This is a genomic window from Pseudomonas fluorescens, from assembly GCF_001708445.1.
GTDB lineage: Bacteria > Pseudomonadota > Gammaproteobacteria > Pseudomonadales > Pseudomonadaceae > Aquipseudomonas > Aquipseudomonas gorinensis.
The window spans coordinates 5,000,710-5,023,163 of sequence record NZ_CP015637.1; the positions used below are offsets into that span (position 1 = coordinate 5,000,710).

General features: G+C 61.7%; 24 protein-coding genes. 5 read left to right on the top strand and 19 right to left on the bottom strand.

Features of this window, described 5'->3' with window-relative positions:
- Positions 1-55 precede the first annotated feature (55 nt).
- Entirely contained in the window at positions 56-490 is a 435-nt protein-coding gene (locus tag A7317_RS22160) for a MarR family transcriptional regulator (protein WP_024076743.1), read from the top strand.
- A gap of 243 nt (positions 491-733) precedes the next feature.
- On the opposite strand, the gene araH is transcribed toward A7317_RS22160, so the two are convergent.
- The 5 genes from araH to A7317_RS22185 form a co-directional block, all read right to left on the bottom strand.
- On the bottom strand, positions 734-1,699 hold the full coding sequence (gene araH / locus A7317_RS22165; RefSeq protein WP_024076939.1) for an L-arabinose ABC transporter permease AraH: 966 nt from the start codon (positions 1,697-1,699) through the stop codon (positions 734-736).
- Between the two features lie 19 nt (positions 1,700-1,718).
- A complete protein-coding gene (araG, locus tag A7317_RS22170) occupies positions 1,719-3,218 on the bottom strand; it encodes an L-arabinose ABC transporter ATP-binding protein AraG (protein ID WP_024076940.1) in 1,500 nt (499 codons plus the stop codon).
- Complete coding sequence (locus tag A7317_RS22175; protein ID WP_024076941.1) at positions 3,215-4,201, bottom strand: substrate-binding domain-containing protein; 987 nt, start codon at positions 4,199-4,201, stop codon at positions 3,215-3,217. The genes araG and A7317_RS22175 overlap by 4 nt, the downstream gene beginning before the upstream one ends.
- 36 nt (positions 4,202-4,237) lie before the next feature.
- Positions 4,238-5,059: an SDR family oxidoreductase gene (locus tag A7317_RS22180; protein WP_069076840.1), complete on the bottom strand. Its 822-nt coding sequence runs from the start codon at positions 5,057-5,059 to the stop codon at positions 4,238-4,240.
- Between the two features lie 148 nt (positions 5,060-5,207).
- Positions 5,208-5,687, bottom strand: coding sequence for a GNAT family N-acetyltransferase (locus tag A7317_RS22185; protein WP_041161286.1), 480 nt, complete (start codon positions 5,685-5,687; stop codon positions 5,208-5,210).
- Positions 5,688-5,799: 112 nt separating this feature from the next.
- Here A7317_RS22185 and A7317_RS22190 point away from each other — a divergent pair, with 112 nt between their 5' ends.
- The 4 genes from A7317_RS22190 (at position 5,800) to A7317_RS22205 (ending at position 8,500) form a co-directional block, all read left to right on the top strand.
- Positions 5,800-6,444, top strand: coding sequence for an HD domain-containing protein (locus tag A7317_RS22190; RefSeq protein ID WP_069076841.1), 645 nt, complete (start codon positions 5,800-5,802; stop codon positions 6,442-6,444).
- 111 nt (positions 6,445-6,555) lie between these two features.
- Positions 6,556-7,752 carry an MFS transporter gene (locus tag A7317_RS22195; RefSeq protein WP_024076945.1) on the top strand — a complete coding sequence of 399 codons (1,197 nt, stop codon included), beginning with the start codon at positions 6,556-6,558 and terminating at the stop codon, positions 7,750-7,752.
- A gap of 85 nt (positions 7,753-7,837) precedes the next feature.
- Positions 7,838-8,182, top strand: a complete 345-nt coding sequence (locus tag A7317_RS22200; protein ID WP_069076842.1) for a hypothetical protein — start codon at positions 7,838-7,840, stop codon at positions 8,180-8,182.
- Between the two features lie 51 nt (positions 8,183-8,233).
- A complete protein-coding gene (locus tag A7317_RS22205; RefSeq protein ID WP_024076947.1) occupies positions 8,234-8,500 on the top strand; it encodes a hypothetical protein in 267 nt (88 codons plus the stop codon).
- A gap of 324 nt (positions 8,501-8,824) precedes the next feature.
- Here the strand turns inward: A7317_RS22205 and A7317_RS22210 are convergent, their stop codons facing one another.
- From A7317_RS22210 to fabF, 14 genes are all read right to left on the bottom strand, one after another.
- Positions 8,825-9,742 (bottom strand): PfkB family carbohydrate kinase, encoded by a 918-nt coding sequence (locus A7317_RS22210; protein WP_069076843.1) that lies wholly within the window; start codon positions 9,740-9,742, stop codon positions 8,825-8,827.
- Positions 9,735-11,201: a purine-cytosine permease family protein gene (locus A7317_RS22215; RefSeq protein WP_024076949.1), complete on the bottom strand. Its 1,467-nt coding sequence runs from the start codon at positions 11,199-11,201 to the stop codon at positions 9,735-9,737. The genes A7317_RS22210 and A7317_RS22215 overlap by 8 nt, the downstream gene beginning before the upstream one ends.
- Before the next feature lie 175 nt (positions 11,202-11,376).
- Complete coding sequence (locus A7317_RS22220) at positions 11,377-12,378, bottom strand: ADP-ribosylglycohydrolase family protein (protein ID WP_024076950.1); 1,002 nt, start codon at positions 12,376-12,378, stop codon at positions 11,377-11,379.
- Positions 12,375-13,088, bottom strand: a complete 714-nt coding sequence (locus A7317_RS22225; protein ID WP_024076951.1) for a GntR family transcriptional regulator — start codon at positions 13,086-13,088, stop codon at positions 12,375-12,377. Before A7317_RS22225 ends, A7317_RS22220 begins: the two co-directional genes overlap by 4 nt.
- Positions 13,089-13,158: 70 nt before the next feature.
- A complete protein-coding gene (locus A7317_RS22230; protein ID WP_024076952.1) occupies positions 13,159-13,719 on the bottom strand; it encodes a DUF1285 domain-containing protein in 561 nt (186 codons plus the stop codon).
- A 28-nt stretch (positions 13,720-13,747) separates the two neighbouring features.
- The gene (locus A7317_RS22235; protein WP_024076953.1) at positions 13,748-14,353 is read right to left on the bottom strand and encodes a DUF4823 domain-containing protein; all 606 of its coding nucleotides are present in this window, start codon (positions 14,351-14,353) and stop codon (positions 13,748-13,750) included.
- Between the two features lie 118 nt (positions 14,354-14,471).
- Positions 14,472-15,440, bottom strand: a complete 969-nt coding sequence (locus tag A7317_RS22240) for a GTP 3',8-cyclase MoaA (RefSeq protein WP_069076844.1) — start codon at positions 15,438-15,440, stop codon at positions 14,472-14,474.
- Between the two features lie 115 nt (positions 15,441-15,555).
- On the bottom strand, positions 15,556-16,215 hold the full coding sequence (locus A7317_RS22245) for a TetR/AcrR family transcriptional regulator (RefSeq protein ID WP_024076955.1): 660 nt from the start codon (positions 16,213-16,215) through the stop codon (positions 15,556-15,558).
- A gap of 451 nt (positions 16,216-16,666) precedes the next feature.
- Positions 16,667-17,452 (bottom strand): TatD family hydrolase, encoded by a 786-nt coding sequence (locus A7317_RS22250; RefSeq protein ID WP_069076845.1) that lies wholly within the window; start codon positions 17,450-17,452, stop codon positions 16,667-16,669.
- 63 nt (positions 17,453-17,515) lie between these two features.
- Positions 17,516-18,505: a DNA polymerase III subunit delta' gene (locus tag A7317_RS22255; RefSeq protein ID WP_024076957.1), complete on the bottom strand. Its 990-nt coding sequence runs from the start codon at positions 18,503-18,505 to the stop codon at positions 17,516-17,518.
- A complete protein-coding gene (gene tmk / locus A7317_RS22260; RefSeq protein WP_024076958.1) occupies positions 18,498-19,130 on the bottom strand; it encodes a dTMP kinase in 633 nt (210 codons plus the stop codon). Before tmk ends, A7317_RS22255 begins: the two co-directional genes overlap by 8 nt.
- 19 nt (positions 19,131-19,149) lie before the next feature.
- Positions 19,150-20,283: an endolytic transglycosylase MltG gene (gene mltG / locus A7317_RS22265; RefSeq protein WP_024076959.1), complete on the bottom strand. Its 1,134-nt coding sequence runs from the start codon at positions 20,281-20,283 to the stop codon at positions 19,150-19,152.
- 1 nt (position 20,284) lies between these two features.
- The gene (gene pabC / locus A7317_RS22270) at positions 20,285-21,100 is read right to left on the bottom strand and encodes an aminodeoxychorismate lyase (RefSeq protein WP_024076960.1); all 816 of its coding nucleotides are present in this window, start codon (positions 21,098-21,100) and stop codon (positions 20,285-20,287) included.
- Entirely contained in the window at positions 21,100-22,344 is a 1,245-nt protein-coding gene (fabF, locus tag A7317_RS22275) for a beta-ketoacyl-ACP synthase II (RefSeq protein WP_024076961.1), read from the bottom strand. The genes pabC and fabF overlap by 1 nt, the downstream gene beginning before the upstream one ends.
- Positions 22,345-22,454: the final 110 nt, after the last annotated feature.

The following is a 22,454-nucleotide window of genomic DNA, read 5'->3' on the forward strand; positions in this document are numbered from 1 at the left end:
TTAGCTGACTAATAATTAGCCATACTTTATTTTCAGTCTAACCCATGAGTTTTTTATGCCGTTAACCGATCAACACCGTTTTGGCATGCAGTTGGCGCAAATGTCCCGAGGTTGGCGCGCCGAGCTGGACCGCCGTCTGGCCGGGCTGGGCTTGTCCCAGGCGCGCTGGCTGGTGCTGTTGCACCTGGCTCGTTTCGAAGAAGCACCGACGCAACGCGAGTTGGCGCAAAGCGTCGGCGTGGAAGGCCCGACCCTGGCACGTTTGCTCGATAGCCTGGAAGGCCAGGGCCTGGTGCAGCGCCAGGCCGTGGTGGAAGACCGCCGTGCCAAGCGTATTCTGCTATGCGATAGCGCCCGCCCCTTGATCGAGCAGATCGAGACCATTGCCACTGCCTTGCGCCATGAACTGTTCGTGGGCGTGGATGAAGAAGATATGCGCGTGTGCATGCGCGTGCATGGGCATATCCTGGCGAATCTGGAAAAGTCCTGACACGGCTGGATCCAGGGCGTGTTGTGGCGAGTGAGTGTGTACCCTCGCCACAACACCAGTTAAGGCTTTTTTGTAGGAGCGAGCTTGCTCGCGAAGAACTCACAGGCGCCGCGTTGATTCAGGAAACACGCGTGATCGTTGACGTTTTTCGCGAGCAAGCTCGCTCCTACAAGAAGGCGATGTACGCTTAACTGAACGGCATTAGGGCAAGCCCCCTCCCACAGGGGGCCTGAGGTATTCGGTCTAGCGCTGCTTCATGCGGTCGATGATGACCGCCAGCAACAGGATCGAACCGCGGATCACATACTGGTAGAAGGTATCGATATTCTTCAGGTTCATCGCATTCTCGATGATCGCCAGGATCAACACCCCGGCAATCACGTGGCGAATCATGCCGATGCCACCACTCAACGACACCCCACCCAGCACACACGCCGAAATCACCGTCAGCTCGAAGCCCTGGCCGATCATCGGCTGGCCCGAGGTCATGCGCGAGGCGAGGATCACCCCAGCCAACGCGCCGATCAAGCCGTGAACGGCAAAGATGATGATCTTGGTGCGGTCGACGTTGACCCCGGCGAGCAACGCCGCTTCCTGGTTACCGCCAATGGCCATGGTGTTGCGCCCATAGGTGGTGTAGTTGAGCAGCCAGCCGAAGAACACAAAGCACAGCACGGTGATAATGATCGGCACCGGCACGCCCAGCAATTGGCCGTTGCCGAACACGAAGAAGCGCTCGTCCATCACCCCCACGGCCTTGCCGTTCGAGAAGATATAGGCCAGGCCGCGCACGATCTGCATGGTCGCCAAGGTCGCGATCAATGCATTGATGCGCAGCTTGGCGATCACGATGCCGTTGATCAGCCCCACCACCAGGCCCATGGCCAACGCCGCGGACACGCCGAGCACCACGCTGTCGGTGTCGCGGATCACGATCCCCGCCACCACGCCGGCGCAAGCGATCACCGAGCCCACCGATAAGTCGAAGTGCCCCGAGGCCAGGCAAAACAGCATGGTGCACGCCGCAATACCCACGGTGGAAATCGCCAGGCCCAGACCGCGCATATTCAGCGGCGAAAGGAAGTTGTCGATGAACAGTGCGCTGAGCACAAAGATGCTCAGGGCTGCCAACAGCATGACCCAATCATCGAGAAACTTGCGCTGGTTGAAACCCGGCCAGAAGCCCTTTGCAGTTTTTACCTGAGACATACCCAAACCCTCTTATTCTTCAAGCCCGCGAACGCGGGAGAGCCAGTTGCAGCAGCCGTGCTTCATCCGCTTGATCGCGGGTCAATTCGCCAGTGAGGGCGCCTTCGCTCATCACCAGGATGCGGTCGGAGATGCCCATTACTTCCATCAGGTCGCTGGACACCACGATCACCGCAATACCGCTGGCCGCCAGGTTATGGATGATCTGGTAGATCTCCGACTTGGCGCCGATATCGATGCCGCGCGTCGGTTCGTCCAGCAGCAGGACCTTCATCGGCATCGACAGCCAGCGACCCAGAATGGCCTTTTGCTGATTGCCGCCCGAGAGGAACATGATTTTCTGCTCGGCGTTCGGCGTCTTGACCTTCATCGCCTTGATCTGGTGGTCGGCGTTGCCGGTTTCCCACTCGTCACGCAACAACCAGCCGAACGATGCGTGGGCACCACGGGCGCTGATGTTGATGTTCTCCGCGACGCTGGACAGCGGAATAATGCCTTCCTTCTTACGGTCTTCAGGGCACAGCAACACGCCGCCGGCGATTGCATCGCGCGGTGAACGCAGTTGCAGCGGTTCACCGCACAATTGCAACTGCCCGGCGCTGCTGCGTTCCAGCCCGCTGAGCAGGCGCAACAGCTCGGTCCGCCCGGCGCCGACCAGCCCGAACAGGCCGAGGATCTCGCCCTTGTGCGCCGCGAAACTCACCGGTTCGCGCAGGCCAGGGCCGAGCAGGCCGTCGACCTTCAGCGCCACATCACCGCGCTCACGCGGGCGATAGTCGTAGATGTCCTGGATATCGCGACCGACCATGCACGTCACCAGTTGGTCGTGGGTCAGCGCACTCATGTCGTCGAAGGTGCGCACGTAGCGGCCGTCCTTGAACACCGTCACCGCGTTGCAGATGCGGAATACCTCTTCCATGCGGTGGGACACATAGAGCACCACTTTGCCCTCGTCCCTCAGGCGTCCGATGATGGTCATCAAGCGGTCGATTTCCCGGGCGGACAAGCTGCTGGTGGGCTCGTCGAACGCAATCACATGGGCGCCGCGGGACAGGGCCTTGGCGATCTCCACCAGTTGGCGCTGGCCCAGGGACAGGCGCCCGAGCTTCTCCTCGGGGTCGATTTCATCGGCCAGGCCCTTGAGGCAGGCCAGGGCCTGCTTGCGCAGCAGGCTACGATTGACCACGCCGAAGCGCGACGGCAAATGCCCGAGGAACAGGTTTTCCGCGACAGTCATTTCCGGTACCAGGTGCAGTTCCTGGTGAATCACCGCGACGCCGCTGGCGATGCTGTCGGCGGCGCATTTGAAATCCATGGCCTGCTCGCCGATATGCACCGTGCCGCTGCTGGGAATATAGGCCCCCCCGAGGATTTTAAGCAGGGTCGACTTACCGGCACCGTTCTCCCCCATCAGCGCATGCACCTGGTGCGGACGCGCTTCAAAGCTGATCTGCGCCAGCGCCTTGACCCCGGGAAATTCCTTGCCGATGCCGTCGAACCGCAGAGCCGCCCCGTTCATTTCCACAACCCTATTTTGCTCAGTTCAGCCTTGAAGTTGGCGCGGGTGATCAGCGTCACGTTATCCAGGGCGGTAAACTTGGCCGGCTCAGTCCCTTTGGTTACCCACTCGAACATCGCCGTGGCCGTTTTATAGCCGGAGGCATCCGGGCTCAACAGCATCGAGCCGTAGAAACCGGTGTCGGATTTTTTCAGTTCTTCGATGGCGTCGGTGCCGTTGATGCCCACGCCGATCACGTTCGCCGCCTTGAAGCCGGCGCTTTCGGTGGCGCGCACGCCACCGAGCACGGTGCTGTCGTTCATACCGCCGATGATCAGGTTTTTCGCGCCACGGGGCAGTTTGACCAAGGCGGAGTTGGTGGAATCCATGCTACCGGGGACGTCGAGGGTTTTCTGTGCGCTGAACAGGATATGGTCGGCCGGCAACCCGGCGGCCTTGAGGCCCTCCACCGAGCCGTCGGTGCGTTTCTTGCCGGTTTCCAACTCGTCAAAGGTGTTGATGACCGCGTAAGTGTCCTTCCAGTCCCAGTTGCGCTGCTTGGCTTGCGCAGCCATGGCTTCGCCCTGTTTCTGGCCGATCTTGTAGGCGTCCAGGCCGACGTAGGGCACGTCTTCCATGGGCTTGCCCTTGGCGTCGACAAAGCGGTCGTCCACCGCCAGCACTTTCAGGTTATTGAGCTTGGCCTTGGCCATGATTGCCGGGCCCAGGGACACATCCGGCGGGCAGATGACAAAGCCCTTGGCGCCATTGGCGGCCAGGGTGTCGATGGCCGAGAGGGTTTTCTCACCGTCCGGCACGGCGATCTTGATCACGGTAAAGCCCTGGTCCTTGCCGGCCTTTTCGGCAAAGGCCCATTCGGTCTGGAACCAGGGTTCCTCCGCCTGTTTGACCAGGAAGCCGATCTTCACTTCTTCGGCACAGGCCAATGCGCTGAAGCCGCTTAACGCAATAGCGGCGGCGAGAACGCGTATTCCTTTTTTCATGAATGGCACCTCTTGTTGTTATTGGGGCGGCGACGTCTAGTCGTGGTACATCACGGAGCGCCCACCATCGATCATCAGGCAGGTGGCGTTGATAAAAGGCGCCTCGTCAGTGGCCAGGAACAGCGCGCTCATGGCCACCTCGATGGGCTGGCCGATACGCTTGGGCGGGTGCAGGTCGAACGCGCGCTGGCGCTCGGCATGCGGGTCGGGGAAGCCGTTCCAGTAGTCGACGTTGAGCTGGGTCTCGATATAGCCCGGCGCGATGGCATTCACGCGGATGCCCTTGGGCGCGTACTCGATACCGAGGGCGCGGGTCAGGCCGAGCAGGCCGTGCTTGGCGACGGGATAGGGAAAGCAGCCGGGAATGATGTGGCTGGAATGGGTGGAAGCGATGTTGATGATGTTGCCGATGCCCTGCTCGATCATGTGCGGCAACACTGCACGGCAGCCGTACCACGCGCCGTCGAGGTCGATGGCAAAGCAGCGACGCCAGTCTTCGTCGGTCATTTCCAGAGGGTCGCGGAACACATTGACCCCGGCACAATTGACCAGCACATCCACGCGGCCAAAGCGCTCGATGGCCACATTGACCAACGCCTGCCATTGCTCCTTGGACGTGATGTCGACGGGCTGTGCATGGATTTCGGCGCCGCGTTCACGCCAATGGGCAGCGACAGCCTCGACCTTTGCGCCCTGGATATCCGCGATCACCAGGCGCGCCTGCTGGGCCTGGAAACAGGCAACGATCGCCTCGCCAATGCCTTGGGCGGCGCCAGTGACGATCACCACCTTGTTTTTCAGCCGATCGCCGTAAGTCGGCTCGGGTACGGCGGGGAGTGACAACGGTTGTGCCTGCATCGCTTCACCTGTTTTATTTTTGGTAGTGAGTGCTGATGCCGCCGACTATAAACCCGAAAGCCGAAATATCTCAATATATAAATTTGCATCCCACATAGTGAGCATAGATATAAAAAAACCGGCCTTGCTCGCCGGTTTACGAGGGGTATCAGCCCTGGGCGAAATCCCTCAGGGCATCACCTTCCATCCGATAGCGCACCCACTCCTCCTGCGGCTGGGCCCCGATGGACTTATAGAAGGCAATCGCCGGCTCGTTCCAATCCAGCACGCTCCACTCAAAGCGCCCGCACCCGTTGTCGCAGGCGATCTTCGCCAGGTGGCGCAGCAACTTCTTGCCCGCCCCGCCGCCGCGCTGCTCCGGGTTGATGTAGAGGTCTTCGAGGTACAGGCAATTGCTGCCCAACCAGGTGGAATAGCTGAAAAAGAACACCGCGAATCCGATTGGCAAGCCGTCCCGCGAGCAGATCAGGCCATGGGCAGTAGCGCCCTCGCTGAACAGGCTGCGCTCGATATCCACCACACTGGCAATCACTTCATGCCGGGCCTTTTCATACTCGGCAAGCTCGGTGATAAACGTCAGGATCTGTGCAGCATCGCTGGGCACGGCGGGGCGAATCTCAATGGTCATGGGCGAACCTTGGGCAAATTCAAAGGCCACATACTAAGACGGTTTCATGACCGATTGCAGTGCAATTTCAATCGCGACTACCCTGTTGGCCCACCGCCTGATGAGAAGCCCCATGCCCTTCGCGCCCCTGCCCGACCTCGCCGCCACCTTACTGCCCCATGCCCTCGGGCCTTCGGAAGATGGCGCCCACGATCTGTCGCACCTGCAGCGCGTATGGCACAACGCACGCTTGATCCAGGCGCAGGAAGGCGGTGATCTGGAGGTGTTGCTGGCGGCGGTATTGCTGCACGACTGCGTGGCCGTCGAGAAAAACTCACCGTTGCGCTCGAAAGCCTCGCAGTTGGCCGCCGACAAGGCGGCGCAGACGTTGCAGTTGCTCGGCTGGCCTGCCTCCAGGGTCGACGCCGTGACCCACGCCATCGCCACCCATAGTTTTTCCGCTGGCTTGGAGCCTCGGACCCTGGAGGCCAAGATCACGCAGGACGCCGATCGCCTCGACTCCCTGGGCATGATCGGCGTAGCCCGCACGTTCTACACCGCCGGGCGCATGGGCAGCGGTTTGTATGACCCGGCCGACCCCACGGCACGCCACCGCGAGTACGACGACAAACGTTTTTGCCTGGATCATTTCCAGACCAAATTATTGTCGTTGGCCGACGGATTTCAAACGCCGACCGGCCAGCGTCTGGCACAGGCCCGCCACCATCGGCTCAAGGGATTCATGGAGACGTTTATCGAGGAGATCGGCGCACTGTAAACCGGCCTTACTCCGTTGCCGGCTAACGCAAGCACCACCAACCACAGAACAATCCGCCTGGGCGTGCGTGGTAAAAATCGGCCATAACTCCAACGACCCCAAGGCTTGCCCATGCACTCCACCTCACCGGTGGGCGGAAAATTGTTCGCCCTGTTTTGCCTTGCCAGCTTCCTATTGTCGCTGTCCTACGGTTCAACCTTTTTGCTGTCGTTGCTGATTCATTCGCGCGGTGGGAACGAGCACGACGCGGGCAGTGTGATTTCCACGGCGATGCTCAGCACGTTCGTGGCGGTGGTGCTCTCCGGGCACTTGGCCGATGCGTGGGGAGCGGCACGGGCCATCGCGGGGATGGGCGTGTTGCTGGTACTTGCCTGCCTGGGTTTTGCCCTGACGCCAGGGTTTGGCCAGGGCTTGATGCTGTTCGGGCTGGCCCTCGGATTGGGCTGGGGCGTCTTCTATACGCTGGGCCCGATCATCGTGACCTTGCTGGTAGAACCCAGCCAACGCGCCAAGTACTTTGCGCTGCTGTCGGGCAGCATGTTGAGTGGCATCGGCTCCGGCCCCTTGCTCGGACGCGCCACCGCGGCACTGGACCTGCCCCTGACGACCGCGTTCTATATTGCCGGGTTGGCCAGCCTCGCCGGGGTTCTTGTTTTCTGGCGATTGGGCGCCGCGCTCAAGCATCGGGAAAATGCCCCGGCTTCGCGGATTTCCCTGGCCGCCAGCCGCCGGGTGCTGTCTTCCAAGGCGGCGTTCGCGATCCTCATGGTCGGCCTGGGTGGCTGCGTGTTTGGCGGGCTCTCATCGTTCCAGACCAGCTATGCCGCCGCGCACGGGTTGGACTACTCGCTGTTCTTCGCGGGGTTCCTGAGTGCAGCGATCACCAGCCGCCTGTTGATCGCCGGCTTCGTGGTCAAGCTGGATGCCTATCGGGCTGCCTGTGTGTTATCCGGGATCATGCTCGGTTCGATCGCGCTGTTCGCCTTTGGCGTGAGCGGCAACCTCAGCTATCTGCTGGCGGCGGCCACGCTGGGAGTGGGGTACGGCCTGACGTATTCCGTCATCAACGGGCTGGTCGCCCACGAAGCGCCGCCCGGTACAACGTCCCAGGCATTGCTGCTGTTCAGCCTGGCCTACTTTGTCGGCGTGTTTGGCTTTCCCTGGCTGGCGGGCAAGATCATCGTCGAATTCGGGCTGTCGACACTGATGCTGGGCGTACTGATCATCGCCGCGCTGAACTGGCTGATCACCGTTGCACGCTTGATCGAGCGCCGTCTCTCGGCACATAAAATCTTACAGGTGAGCTGATACCGTTCGTCGCCACCGAGGCACGAACCCACAAACTGGGCGGACCAATCAAGGGTAAGGACATCAATCATATGGAGACACCCTCATGAAGAATTCCACGTTTGCCGCCCTCGCCCTCACCGGCCTGCTGTCCGCCGCTTCGCTGAGTGTATTGGCCGCCACCTCGTCCACCGGCAAGACCGATCCTGTGGGCAGCCCGCCCAGCCCTGCCACCCAGGAATCCCAGGACTCGATGGGCACCGGCCTCGACACCAACGGGGGTGCAATCATCGACAACGGCGCCGATCCGCGCACCAAAGGCAACGACACCCAGCGCCAGGCCCCGGCCGCCGTCGGTAACGGCAAAATGGGCCCATCGGTCAATCAGCCGACGATCAACAAAGGCGACGACTCCAACATCCCAGGCGCCCCGAAACAGCCTGCGCCTTGATGCATCGGTAGCAAGACCAACACCCGATCATTTCCCAGTGAAGAGGTATGCATGAACGTCGATAAAAACCTTGAACAAGAAGTCCTCACCCGCCTGCTGCACGCCCACCCGAACGGGTTGGGCAAGGAGGTGCTGGATAATTACCGCGGTGAAAAAGTGGTCGCCAGTGTCTTGGCGCTCCTGCAAGACCGCGGCTTTATCAAGGATGGGCATGTGACCACCGATGCTGCCGGTGACTATGCGTTGAACCTGCCGATCAAGCTGACCGCGTCGGGCGTGGAAGAAGCGCGAAAGCTGGAAAGCCAAACCCGGCAGTAATGGCTTTTATCTGGCCTGGCCCTGACCCAAGGGCCAAACTGTGGCGAGCGGGCTTGCCCCGCGTTGGGCTGCGCAGCAGCCCCAGCAAATCCACCGCGATCCTACCCGCGGGATCTCGGTCGATTGGGTTCGGGGCCGCTTCGCGACCCAACGCGGGGCAAGCCCGCTCGCCACAACAAGCTCGTTCGCCACAACAAGCCCGCTCACTACAACAAGCTCGTTCGCCACAAAAATCCGGGCGTTCAAGGGAAAGACTAATTCTTAAAAATCAATAAGTTACTTGATCATTGATCAGAGGGTGCTTGCCCATCTTTGAGTGCATGGTCATTCAGCGAGTAGCGCGTCAACCTCGGCAGTGCCTGGAGACGTCGCAGGTCCCCAGCGGGTAACCGCCAGTGCCGCCGCCGCGTTCGCGCGGCGTGCCGCCACTGCGGGCGCCAGGCCCATGGCCAGACCGGCCATGAACACGCCCGCGTGCGCATCCCCAGCGCCATTGCTGTCCACCGCCCGCACCTTGAAGCCCGGCACGTGCTCAACCTCACCCGCGCGCCCGACCCAGCAGCCATTCGGCCCGTCACGCACGACCAGCAACGTTTCGGCGGGCAGGTGCTGACTGAGCGCGGGCAACGCGGCGGTGATATCCGCCGCACCGGTAAACGCGAGCGCTTCGGGGCCATTGCTGGTCCAGATATCGATACGCGGCAACAATGCGCTCATCAAGGCCGAGCCCGGCGCCTTGACCAGAGGGCCCGGGTCGAACACCACCACGATTGCGCGTGGCAGTGCCAGCAGCCAGTCGATCAGCGGCTGTGCCTTGCCCTCAAGGAGCAGGCTGTAGCCACTGACATACACATAGTCGTCCGCCTGCGGCGTTACGGCGGCCAAGTCCTCGGCACTCAACTCGCCCTCAGCGCCGATATGGGAGATGAAGGTGCGTTCGGTGGTGGCTTCCGTGAGAGACACGCACAACCCGGTGTCTTTGCCACCGCTGGCCGCCAAGGCCATTTCAATACCTTCGGCCTGCATGGCGGCACGGGCCAGGTCGCCGAAGCGGCCGTTGCCATGACGCCCCAGGTACACCACCGGCAAGCCATTGCGTCGCGCCGCCGCCATCACATTGAACCCGCCGCCAGCCTCGAAGCTGGCCGAGTGCGCGAGCACGTCGCCACCGGTGGCCGGCAGTTTTTCCAGGGACATGACCAGGTCGACGATGACCTGGCCAGTGTGCAGCAATCTAGACATTGGGGCTCTCAACTAAAGCCGGACGACGGTCAGCCGCGCCGCCGAGTACCGCGTAAATGCCGCCGGCAACCAGGAAGGTGACGATCCAGCCCAGGCCGTTGTGGCCCAGCCAGGAGTCGGACAATGGCCCGGCGAACCAGATGTTTTGCGCAGTGGTACCGATCGTGGTGAAGCTGAAACCCAGCACGATCGCCACGGCCCAGGCGCCGAACGCCCGCCATTCCACGCCACCGCGATACCAGTAGGCGCTGCTTGGGCTCACGTCCAGCAAATCCTTGGGGCTGTAGTAGTGGCGATGGATCAGGTCGACCACAAAGATCCCGACCCAGGCGGTGATCGGCACCGCCAGCAACGAGATAAAGGTGATGAACGGACCGTAGAAGCTGTCGGCGATCAGCATGAAGTAAATGGAGCCGGCGAAGATCGCCACGATGTCGACGATCACCGCATGCACGCGCTTGACCTTCAGACCGAGGGTCAAGGTGGTGAGGCCGGCCGAATACACCGACAAGTTATTCGACAGCAGCAACCCGCCAAACGCGGTGATCAGGTACGGCACGGCCATCCAGGTCGGCAGCATGTCGCGGATCGCGATGATCGGGTCGGTGGCCGAGGCCAGGTCATGGTTGCCCACCGACAGCAGGCCGCCGAGGGTGATCAGCAGCACCAGCGGAATGCCGGCACCAAACGCTGCGGACGCCACCAGGCGCACGGCCTTGACGCTGCGGTGCTGGTAGCGCGACATATCGGCACCGGCGTTGGCCCAGCCGATACCGGTACCGGCAGCCATGGTGCCGATGCCGATCATCATCGCGCTCATCGGTGCCGGGGTAGCGTTGAACACCGCGCTCCAGTCGATGGTGGCGCAGAGGAAACCGCCGACCAGGATGTTCAAGGCACCGAATACATAGGTGGCCCACTTCTGGATCACCAGCAAGGTAGCGTGGCCCAGGCCGGAAACCGACAGGGTCAGCAACACGAAAATGGCGATGAAGATCAGGGTCAGCAGCGGCGCACTTTTCGCCTCCACCGGCGAGCCGAACAGGATCGAACACAACGAGAGCAGCACGAAGGCGGCGGTGGTGGTGTTGACCGTTTCCCAGCCCAGGCGTGACATCAGCGAGACCAGGGTCGGGCCGATATTGCCGCGTACGCCGAAGATCGCGCGGGACAGGGTCAGGCTGGGCGCACGCCCACGGCGGCCAGCGATGGAAATAATGCCCACCACCGCGAAGGAACCGGCTGCGCCAAGGATCGCAACGATGATCGCCTGCCAGATAGCCAGCCCACGAAACGCCACCAGGGTCGCGCCCAGCGGCAAGCCGAGAATGCTGATATTGGCGGCGAACCACACCCAGAACAGTTGCAGCGGATGACCGTTGCACTCGCCTTCAGGGACCGGTTCGATGCCGCGTGTTTCCAATTGCCCAGCGCTTTGGCTGGAAGAGATGCTGCTCATGAGGGGTGCTCCTGGTGCCTGTATTGTTGTGGTTGTGGCAGATGCTTAAGGTCGATCGACTCTCGGTCTTCCTGACTCGATGAGCTCACAGTGGGAGCGCGCTTTCTGTCAAAGCATCGGGGCGGATACACCGCTGACGCGAGCAGGCCCGCTCCCACCTGTTTGTTTGCGGCGCTTACCGAATGGTCAGCAGCCCCTGCACCAGCGCCTGTAGATCCAGGCCATTGACCCGCTTGACCTGTTCGATCATCGCTTCAGGCCAGCACTGCATGCCCAGGCACGCCCCCAACATGGCCCCGAGCATCGCGGCGATGGTGTCGGTATCGCCCCCCAGGCTGGCGGCCAGGCACAGGGCTTCAAATGCGTTCATTTCGCCCGACGCCACTTGCTGCGCGAGGGCGAACGACACCACCACCGACTCCTGGGACGCGACGGAGGTGCCGATCAATTCATAGAGCAGGTCGGCGAACAGCGCCTTGTCGCCACTGCCGACGCTCAAGGTCCGCGCCCAACTGATGCGCGTGGAAATACGCCCGCCCGCAATCCAGTGGCCATGGCTTTCGGCTTGCTGGGCGAGCTGGGTGCCGATGTTCAACGCTTCGCCCAGGTCCACACCGTTGATGCCCGCCGATACCACGGCGGCCACCGCCGCCGCACTGGAGATGCCCAGGGTGGTGTTGTGGGTAACCTGGCACGCCTGGATCACCGCCTGGAGAAACTGCGCCGGGTCGCGCACATCGGCGGCGATGCCCACCGGCGTGATGCGCATCGCCGCGCCATTGGTGGTGCCGTAGCGTCCGGCTTCTTCCGGGGTGTGCCCGGCGAGGATCATGTCGATGGCGCGCTTGGTCGAAGGCCCGAGCAAATCCTGGGAGCCCTTGGCACGCATCACCGCTTCCCAGTCGATCAGGCGCTGGGCGAGCACAGTGGAGTCGATCTTGCCGTGGCCTTCCACCAGCAACTCGCCGACCAGAATCGCCTGTTCGGTGTCATCGGTGATGGAGCCAGCGGGCATGTTCGGCGCGATGGGCTGGTTGGCGTCAGCATCTTCCAGGGCAGTGATCGCACCGAAGCGCGCCTTGACCTGTTCACGGCTCAAGGATTGGGTGGGCATGCCCAAGGCATCGCCCAGGGCCAGGCCATAGAAAGCGCCAAGAGCGCGAAGCATCGGGGTCATTTCGACGTTCCAAACTGCAGGTGCAGGCGAAAGTGCAGAGGGTCGAGCAAGCTTTCGACGTGCTCCATGAAGCGCTCGCGACGGTCGTAGGTGGTACGCGACGCCTTGAGAAATACCGTGCCTGCCGGGCGACCGAGCAATTCGGCGTCTTCCTCGCTCAGCGGCTCGGCGCCGATCCACTGGTCGCCCTCGGCGCCGACATAACCGTAGGCGGCCAGGGTGATGGTCAGGGAGTTGTCGATCAGGCCCACACGGGGCAGGCTTTCCAGGCCACCGGTCGCCGGCATCAACGAGCGTTCCAGGGACACGGCGGTGCCGTCGGTGGTGCGCCGACGGCGGTCGAGGGCAATAAATTGATCGTTGCCGAAACGGCTGAGCAGGTCCGCGCGGGTCACGGCTTCGAAGCGCAGGATATCGGTGGTCACCAGCGCGCCCGTGTCGGCCAGGGCCTGGGCCCAACCGCTGCGCTGGTCAAGCACCATGCCGTCAAAGGTGACGATGGAACCCACGCCACTCTGGGTGGCAATGTAATTACGGCGCTTGAGCTCGGCCAGGGCCTCGCGCAAGGTGCCACGACTGACCGCAAACTCTTCGGCCAACTGGTGCTCGCCCGGTAGCAGGAAACCGTCGGCCATCACCCCACCCTCGATACGGCGGATGAGCTCGTCGACGACGCGTTTTTTCTTATCAAATCGAACATGTCTAATCATGTACAAATTGATAACCGAAAGCGCCCGATCACAGCAAGCGAATTATTTCAAAGGGATGAAAAAACCGCCCTCAGGGCTCCCGCCCGATACGGAAAAACTCCCCGCCACTCCACACACCGAGCCAGTTCTGACCGTTGATCGGACGGCTCACGGCCAGCTCCACCAATTGGTAGAACACATTGCGGTGAATCAGCGCTTCGAGGTTGGTGCGCACACGCAGATAGGGGGACGGTTCCTGGGTGTCGGGGTCGATCACTACCCGCAGCGGGTGTTCGAGGCCAGCCTCGATTTGATCATCGACGTTGGTGGTAAAGCGCAACACCTGGCTTTCGCCCTGCCCTTCGACATCCAGGGTTACCGCGACAAAGGGCGCATCATCGACGCTGATGCCCACCTTTTCTACAGGGGTGACCAAGAAGTAATCGTCGCCATCACGGCGAAGAATGTTGGAGAACAACTTGACCATCGGCTTACGCCCGATGGGCGTGCCCTGGTAGAACCAGGTGCCATCACGGGCGATACGCATGTCGATATGGCCGCAGAAGTCCGGGTTCCACAGATGCACCGGCGCCGGCCCCTTGCCCTTGGGCAGTTGGGCCAACAGGTCATTGGCCTTGGCGGAATCGGTCATGGTGTTATCCCTCTTTTACGTGCTGGCCTTACTGGTCCCCCATGCCCAGCAGGCCTCGGGCGTACTGCGCCAGGGGCCGGGCAATCAGATCTTCGGGCTTGTTGTCGTGGAACGTCAGTAAACCGCCACGATTGCGAATACGTGCAGTATCAATCAAATACTGGGTGCTGGTCTCGATCAACATGATCTGGATCACGCCGCTGTCCAGACCGAGGCGGTCGAGGGCCTGCTGGTCGGTCCACTCATCGGCGTTGCCGATACGGTCATCCGCCGCGGCAAAACGGCAGTACAGCAAGTAATGGGCACCGGCCGCACGGGCTTCGGCCATGGCCTGCTCAAGCCCTTCGGGCTGACGGGCGCGGCGCACCATGGGGAAGTATTCGACGAAGCCGTTGAAGGCTTCCTCGGCTACCACGTTCGGACGCGGATAGGCACTGCCCGGTGGCACGAAAGCGCCTTGGGCGATAAACACAAAGGAGTCCGGCTGGATGCGAACCGAGGCGGTACGGCGAGTATCGCTATGGTCGAGCAACCCGGCATCGCTCATCTGATAGCGGGTGCCTTCGGCCATATCGCTGACGGTCATGCAACCACTCAACGTCAACGACGCCAGCAACAAAACCAGACTACGCATCCTAATCCTCCAGAAGCCGGTGACGGAAAACCGGCGAATGGGCTCAAGATGCAGGTTCTGCGCCAGCTTGAGGGCAGCTCAAATCAAATGTGGGTGATGTGTCATCTTCGGGATAGCGTTAGCCGCCGATGATCTTCATGACCGTCGCGCCGCCGGAGAACGCGACTTCCTGTTTATCGCCCAGCGCCTTGACCAACAGGCCCTGCAAGGCCGGCAGCGCCTGGTGACGCGGCTTGTCCAGCAAGTCGCCGACGTAGTGCCGGTTGCTCGACGACAGGCAGCCATGCAACCAACCGGTCGACGACAGCCGCAACCGCGAGCAGGTGCGGCAGAACGGCACGCTTTCGTTGGCGATCACGCCAAAAAAGCCTTTGCCCGGCACTTCGTAGCGAACGGCCGTGGCATCTACCGGTGCGTTGGCTTGCAGGTATTCATAGTGTTCGCCGATCAGGCCAAGCAGTTGCTGCAAGCTGACGAATTGCTGCAGAAACGCATTGGAGTCCTTGGCCAGGTGGCCCATGCGCATCAACTCGATAAAGCGCAACTCATAGCCACGCTCCAGGCAATAGTCGAGCAGGGGCATCACCTGGTCGAGGTTCTGCCCGCGCAACGGCACCATATTGACCTTGATCTTGATCCCGGCCGCGCGGGCCTGGTCCATGCCATCGAGCACGGTGGCCAGGTCACCGCCACGGGCGATGCTGCGGAAGGCGTCGGCGTCCAGGGTGTCGAGGGAAACGTTGATACGCCGGATACCGGCGTCCACCAGCAGCGGCAGTTTGCGCGCAAGTAACTGGCCATTGGTGGTCAGGCTGATATCACTGAGGCCCATCCCGCCCACGGCGCCCATGAAGGCTTCGAGTTTGGGGCTGACCAGCGGCTCGCCGCCGGTGATACGCAGGCGCTCGATACCCGCCGCTTCAATCAGATAGGCCACGCCACGGGCCATGGCCTCGGCCGAGAGTTCGTCCTGGGCAGCCACCAGCCGCTTGCCGTTTGGCACGCAGTAGGTACACGCGTAATTGCAGGCTGAGGTCAGGCTGATCCGCAAATTGCGAAAACGCCTGCCTTGACGATCAACGATCATGGATCACTCCGGCAGAGGATGATTCGGGGCGCGCTAAAAACTGACTGATAAATCAGCTTTTAGCAAGATCCTTGCCTGAGTATATTCCTGGGTTACTGCACCTGGCAGCAAATCATTACGTGGCAGGCGTTTCAGCGGGGGCGTGTGGCTGCTCGGTGCTGTGCTTGCGCTTGTTGCCCATGCGCACACCGATGTCCATCAGGAACTGGAAGAAACCTTCCTGATCTTCCAGCACATTGCTCCAGAACGGCGAGTGGTACAGCGCCACGGCGCCATGCACCAAGGCCCAGGCGGCACAGTAGTGGAAGTACGGCGGCACATCTTCGAGCTTGCCTTCACTGATGCGACCCTTGATCAGCAGGGTCAGGCGTTCGAAGTTCGAGGCGCGGATCTTGTGCAGTTCCTCGACCATTTCCGGCACCTGGTGGCCCTTGACCACTTTTTCTTCCAGGCGGTCGAACAGGCGATAGCGCTGCGGGTCACGCATGCGGAATTCGAAATAGGCCCGGGACAGGGCCTCCTTGTCCTTGTCGACATCGGCCGAGTGCAGCAACTCGTTCAAGTCGCGCTCGTAGTCGAGCATCAGGCGCAGGTAGATTTCGGCCTTGGATTTGAAATGCTTGTAGATCGTGCCTTTGCCGATACCCACGGCATCCGCAATCATCTCGACGGTGACGCTGTCTTCACCTTGTTCGAGGAACAACTTGAGTGCAGTGTCGAGAATTTCCTGCTCACGGCGGCGAAACTCACGGACCTTACGGGGTTCTTTGTGCATGAGGAAGAGGTCTGCAGAGGTCGGTATTAGGGAGGGTTGCGCAGGGCCACGGATACGTGGCGATACGATTTACCCGATGCGAGGGATTATCCCGACTGAACGGTCGTTGGGCAACGTCTATGTGAACCCGTTGCGCACTTTACTTTCAGTCCGCCAACGATTTCATGCTTATCAGTCAGAAATAATACGCAACAACTACAGCTGGGCACCGGCTCAATGAGAACTCAAGCGAAGCGCACGTATTCCAAATCTGTTTAAGAAACGACCAGCCGCGACTGGACTGAATCGGATACTGATCAATACTTCAACTGTCGGCGCGACATCTCCCCCAAGTGAAGCGTCGACCTGGGTACCAACGGACCGCGTGCCCTTGTTTTACTCCTAATGGTCTTAGCCCGGATTCGCCCCCCCAGAACCCGGGTTTTTTTTGCCTGCGATTTGTCCGGCCCCGTTACCCGGCCACATGGGCCTGCGGGAACAGGCGCTTGAAGTTCGCAGTGGTCTGTTCGGCAAAGCGCTCATATGACTCACCGCGCAGCATCGCCAGGTAATCCGCCACATCCCGCACATACTCCGGCAGGTTTGGCTTGCCGCGATGGGGTATGGGCGCCAGGTACGGCGAGTCGGTTTCCACCAGCAGACGGTCGACCGGTACTTGGCGCGCCACATCCCGCAAGGCATCGGCATTGCGGAAGGTCACGATGCCCGACAGGGAGATATAGAACCCCAGGTCCAGGGCAGCCTTGGCCATGTCCCAGTCTTCGGTGAAACAATGCAGCACGCCTGCCTGGGGGAGCGCGGCTTCGCGCAGCAGGGCCAGGGTATCGGCGCGAGCACCGCGGGTGTGGACAATCACTGGTTTGCCGGTCTGCCGGGCGGCTTGCAGGTGCAGGCGAAACGATGCCTGCTGCAACTCGGCGGCTTCGGGTTCGTAGTGGTAATCCAGGCCGGTCTCGCCAATGGCGACCACGCGCGGGTGGTTCAGCTCCCCCAACAGCCAGTCGAGGGCCGGGGCCTCACCGGGCTTGAGGTCCAACGGGTGGACACCCACCGAGCAATCCACATCGGCATAGCGATCGGCGAGGGCTTTGACGTCAGCGGCGTTGTCGGCACTGACGCCGATGCACAGGAAGTGCCCTACCCCGCGCTGGCGGGCGGCTTCGAGGGCGGCATCAAGGGAACCGCCATGCTGGGCAAGGTCAAGGCGATCAAGGTGGCAATGGGAATCTACGAGCATAGGAAATTACGACTTAAGTCACGGAAAGGGCCTGGCCAACGATACACCCGTCGGCCACGGAAATTAACGGCGGCCGAGCAAGCCGACCCACTGCACCAGCAGCGCTTCGAGCAACAGCACGCGGTTGAGGTTGGCCTTGCCGAGCACCTTCTGGCGCTGGGCGAGGATCCAGTCCTGGATATTGAGCACCTTGTCCTGGGCACTTTTCTGCGCTAGGTACTGCACCACCTTGCGCATGTCCGGCAGGCCCAGGCCCTGTTCATCCTGGGTCAACTGGTAGCGCAGGATCAGGCTCGACCAGTCGCAGAACCAGTCGAACAGCAGCAGCAAGGGGATGTCTTTCCAGGCCGCTTCGGCCAACTGAGTAGCGGACAGCTCCTGCTTGAGCAGTTTTTTCACGCCATCCACCACCAGCGCCCGTTGCTCGCGCACGCCCTGGGCGTGCAGCTTCACCGCTGCCAGGGGTGAACCGGCGGCCAGGGTCAGTAACTCGACCCGTTCGTCTTCGGCGCACTCCGGCAGCGCCTGTGCCAGCCACTGCAAGCTCATGGCCTCGCTCGGCAACGGGCACGCCTGCTGCACGCACCGGCTGCGAATGGTCGGCAACAAGCGGCTGGACTGGTGACTGACCAGCAACAGCACCGTATCGCCGGAAGGTTCTTCCAGGCTTTTGAGCAAAGCGTTGGCGGCATTGATGTTCATTGCTTCCACCGGCTCGATCAACACCACCTTGCGCCCGCCCATCTGTGCGGTTTGCACCACGAAACCGACAAGGTCGCGGACCTGGTCGACCTTGATCGCCTTGTCGGCTTCCTCGGGCTCCAGCAGATAGTTGTCCGGGTGGCTACCGGCCTTGAGCAACAGGCAGGATTTGCACTCGCCGCAGGCTTCCAGGTTGACCGGACGCTGGCACAACAGGCTGGCCATCAGGCGTTCGGCGAGGGCGCGCTTGCCGATCCCCGCCGGCCCGTGCAGCAAATAGGCGTGGGCGTGCTGGGCACGGCCGGCCAACTGCTGCCAGAGGCTATCCTGCCAGGGGTAGGCTTCAGCCACGGGCACGCTCCAGCAGTGTCGGCAACAAAGCGTCAATGGCCTGTTGCACCCGGGCCAGCGGCTGCGCGGCGTCCAGCAGGTAATAACGCGCCGGTTCAGCCTTGGCGCGCGCAAGGAATGCGCTGCGCACCGCCTCGAAAAACGCCTGGCCTTCCAGCTCGAAGCGATCGAGGCGACCACGGGCACTGGCACGCGCCAGGCCGACTTCTACCGGGAGGTCGAACACCAGGGTCAGGTCAGGGCGCAAATCGCCCTGCACAAAGGTTTCCAGGGTGGCAATGCGCTCCAGCGACAAGCCCCGGCCACCGCCCTGGTAGGCATAGGTGGAATCGGTGAAGCGATCACAAATCACCACCGCACCACGGGCCAGGGCCGGGCGAATCACCTCGGCCAGGTGCTGGGCACGTGCGGCAAACACCAGCAACAGCTCGGTGTCCGGGTTCATCTGTTCGTCACCTGGGGTCAGCAGCACCTCGCGGATACGCTCGGCCAGCGGCGTGCCGCCCGGTTCACGGGTCAACACCACTTCGATACCCTCGGCGCGCAAGCACTCGGCCAGGTAATCGCGGTTGGTGCTTTTGCCGGCGCCTTCCGGGCCTTCCAGGGTAATAAACAAGCCAGTCACAGGCAGTCCTTAGTCAGAGTCATTGCGGGCTTTGCGGCGCGACGGTGTCCGGTGCAGGCTCCGCCGGCGCTTGAGCTGGAGTATCGGCGGGGGGCGTCGGGTCTTCCGGCGGTTTTACCACCGGCGCCGGGCTGGAGCGATAATCGGCGCGACGCTTGAGCTGGAACTCACGCACGGCGGCATTATGCGCATCCAGGTTATCGGAGAAAATATGGCTGCCATCGCCACGGGCGACGAAATACAGGCTGCTGCCCGGCACCGGGTTCAGCGCAGCATGAATCGCCTCGCGGCCGACCATGGCGATCGGCGTCGGCGGCAGACCGGCCACCATGTAGGTGTTGTAGGGGTTGGCTTCCTTGAGGTGGGCGCGGGTCAACTTGCCGTTGTAGCGCTCCCCCAGGCCGTAGATCACCGTCGGGTCGGTCTGCAGGAGCATGCCGATCTTCATGCGGCGCACGAACACCCCGGCGATCTGCCCACGTTCTTCCGGCACACCGGTCTCTTTCTCCACCAGGGAGGCCATGATCAGCGCTTGGTAAGGGTCGGTGTATGGCACATCAGCGGCGCGCTTGCTCCATTCCTGGGCGAGTACATCGTCCAGGCGGTTGTAGGCTTTTTTCAGGAATTCAACATCGGTCATGCCGCGCACGAAACGGTAGGTATCAGGAAAGAACCGACCTTCAGGGAACACGCCGGGATGGCCAAGCTTGTCCATCACCTCGCTGTCACTCAGGCCCGAGAGGGTCTGTACGATCTTTTCATGCTTGGCCAGGGCCGAACGAACCTGGCGAAAATTCCAGCCTTCCACCAGGGTCAGGCTGTATTGCACCACTTCGCCACGTTGCCACAGGCCAATCAGGCCCTGGGCGGTCATCCCAGGCGTCATGCGATATTCGCCGCTGTGCAGCGGCTGTCCATCGAGGTTGAAACGCCAGTACAGGCGCAGCCAGAAGGCACCTTCGAGCACACCCTCGGCCTCCAGGCGATTGAAGGTACCCGTGGGGGTGGCCCCTGCCGGCACATCAAGCAACTGCTCCTGCGTCAGGTTCAGCGGCTGCTTCAGGGAGGAATCGAGTTTCCAGGCGGAAAACCCCAACAGCAACGCCGCCGAGAACACACCGATCAGCAGCAGTACAACCAGTTTTCGTATCAACTCAAATATCCAATAGTGCGCGAACAATGCCCTGCAGTTTACGGGTGAGCGGGCCAACCGACCAGCTCATCGCAGCACAGTCGCGCACCGGCCAAATGCCATAAACGCTGTTGCACACAAAGACTTCATCAGCCTGTTGCAACTGCTCAAGGCTGATATCAGCCACGGCCACCGGGATGCCCAGCGCTTGTGCCTGGGCCAGGACCTCGGCGCGCATGACACCGGCAACCCCGCAACGCGCCAGATCGGCGGTTAGTAACAAGCCGTTGCAAACCAGGAACAAGTTGCTGAACACGCCCTCGATGACGCGTCCGGACCTATCCAGCATCAAGCCCTCGGCATGCTCGGCGTCTTGCCATTCGGCGCGGGCAAGCACTTGCTCCAGGCGGTTGAGGTGCTTGAGACCCGCCAATAGCGGTTGTTCGGACAAGCGGGTGGCACACGGAAACAGGCGGATACCGTCGGTTCCATAGGCCGGGGGATAAGTGGCGGGCGGACTGCCCAGCAAGATCCGACGCACGGGAGCGCCGGGGTTGATGCCATAACCGCGCAGGCTGTCGCCGCGGGTGAGCATCAACTTGAGAACACCGTCGCCGAGGGCGGCGGCATAAGCCAGCACTTCGCTGCGGATCAGCGCCGGATCCGCAACCAGTTCCAACCGCCTGCAGCCCTCGTCGAGGCGGTGCAGGTGGCGGTCGAGCAGCACGGGCTGCCCGGCCTTGACGGCAATCGTCTCAAACAAGCCGTCGCCATAAGCCAGGCCACGATCCTTCAGGGGCACGCTGTCCGCTGGCTGACCGTCGACCCAGCTGTGCATCACTCGGCGAACCGGCGGAACACCAGGGAACCGTTGGTGCCACCGAAACCGAACGAGTTGGAGATCACCACGTCGATCGGCATCGGCTGTGCTTCGTGAGGCACGAAGTTCAGGTCGCAACCTTCGTCCGGCTCATCGAGGTTGATGGTCGGCGGAGCGACCTGATCCTTGATGGCCATCACACTGAAGATCGCCTCGACCGCGCCCGCCGCACCCAACAGATGGCCGGTCATGGACTTGGTAGAGCTGACCGCCAGCTTGTAGGCATGGTCGCCGAACACCGACCTGATGGCTTCGGCTTCCGCCAGGTCGCCAGTCGGGGTCGAGGTGCCGTGGGCGTTGATGTACTGCACCTGGTCCGGGTTGACCTTCGCATCGCGCAGGGCGTTGGTAATGCAACGCGCAGCGCCAGCACCATCGGCCGGTGGCGAGGTCATGTGGTAGGCGTCGCCGCTCATGCCGAAACCGATCAGCTCGGCGTAGATGGTGGCACCCCGCGCCTTGGCGTGTTCCAGTTCTTCGAGCACCAGGGCACCGGCACCGTCGGACAGCACGAAACCGTCACGGCCCTTGTCCCATGGACGGCTGGCACGGGTCGGTTCGTCATTGCGCGTCGACAGCGCACGGGATGCGCCGAAGCCGCCCATGCCCAGGCCACAGGCGGCCATTTCGGCGCCACCGGCGATCATCACATCCGCCTCGTCATAGGCGATATTGCGCGCCGCCATGCCGATGCAGTGAGTGCCCGTGGTGCACGCCGTGGCAATGGCGTAGTTAGGTCCCTGGGCACCCAAGTGGATGGACAGGAAACCGGAAATCATATTGATGATCGAGCCCGGAACGAAGAACGGTGAAATTCGACGGGGGCCGGAATCATGCAGCGTGCGACTGGTTTCTTCGATATTGGTCAGACCGCCAATACCCGATCCCATGGCGACGCCGATACGCTCACGGTTGGCGTCGGTCACTTCCAGGCCGGCGTTACGCACTGCCTGAAAACCGGCTGCCAGGCCGTATTGAATGAACAGGTCGAGTTTGCGGGACTCTTTGACCGAGAGATATTCCTCGACATTGAAACCCTTTACCGAGCCGCCAAAACGGGTGGAATAGGCAGAAAGGTCCGTGTGTTCGATCAGACCAATACCACTGCGGCCAGCCAGAATGCCCTGCCAACTGCTCGGCACATCCGTACCCAGTGGCGACAACATACCCATACCGGTGACTACGACGCGTCTACGCGACACAGCACTCTCCTTTTTCTTGATGACGACACTTTGCTTCAGAGCCACTTTTCATCAGAGCTAAAGAAAAAACCGCACGCCGTTACAGCAGTGCGGTTTTTCCCTGACAGCAA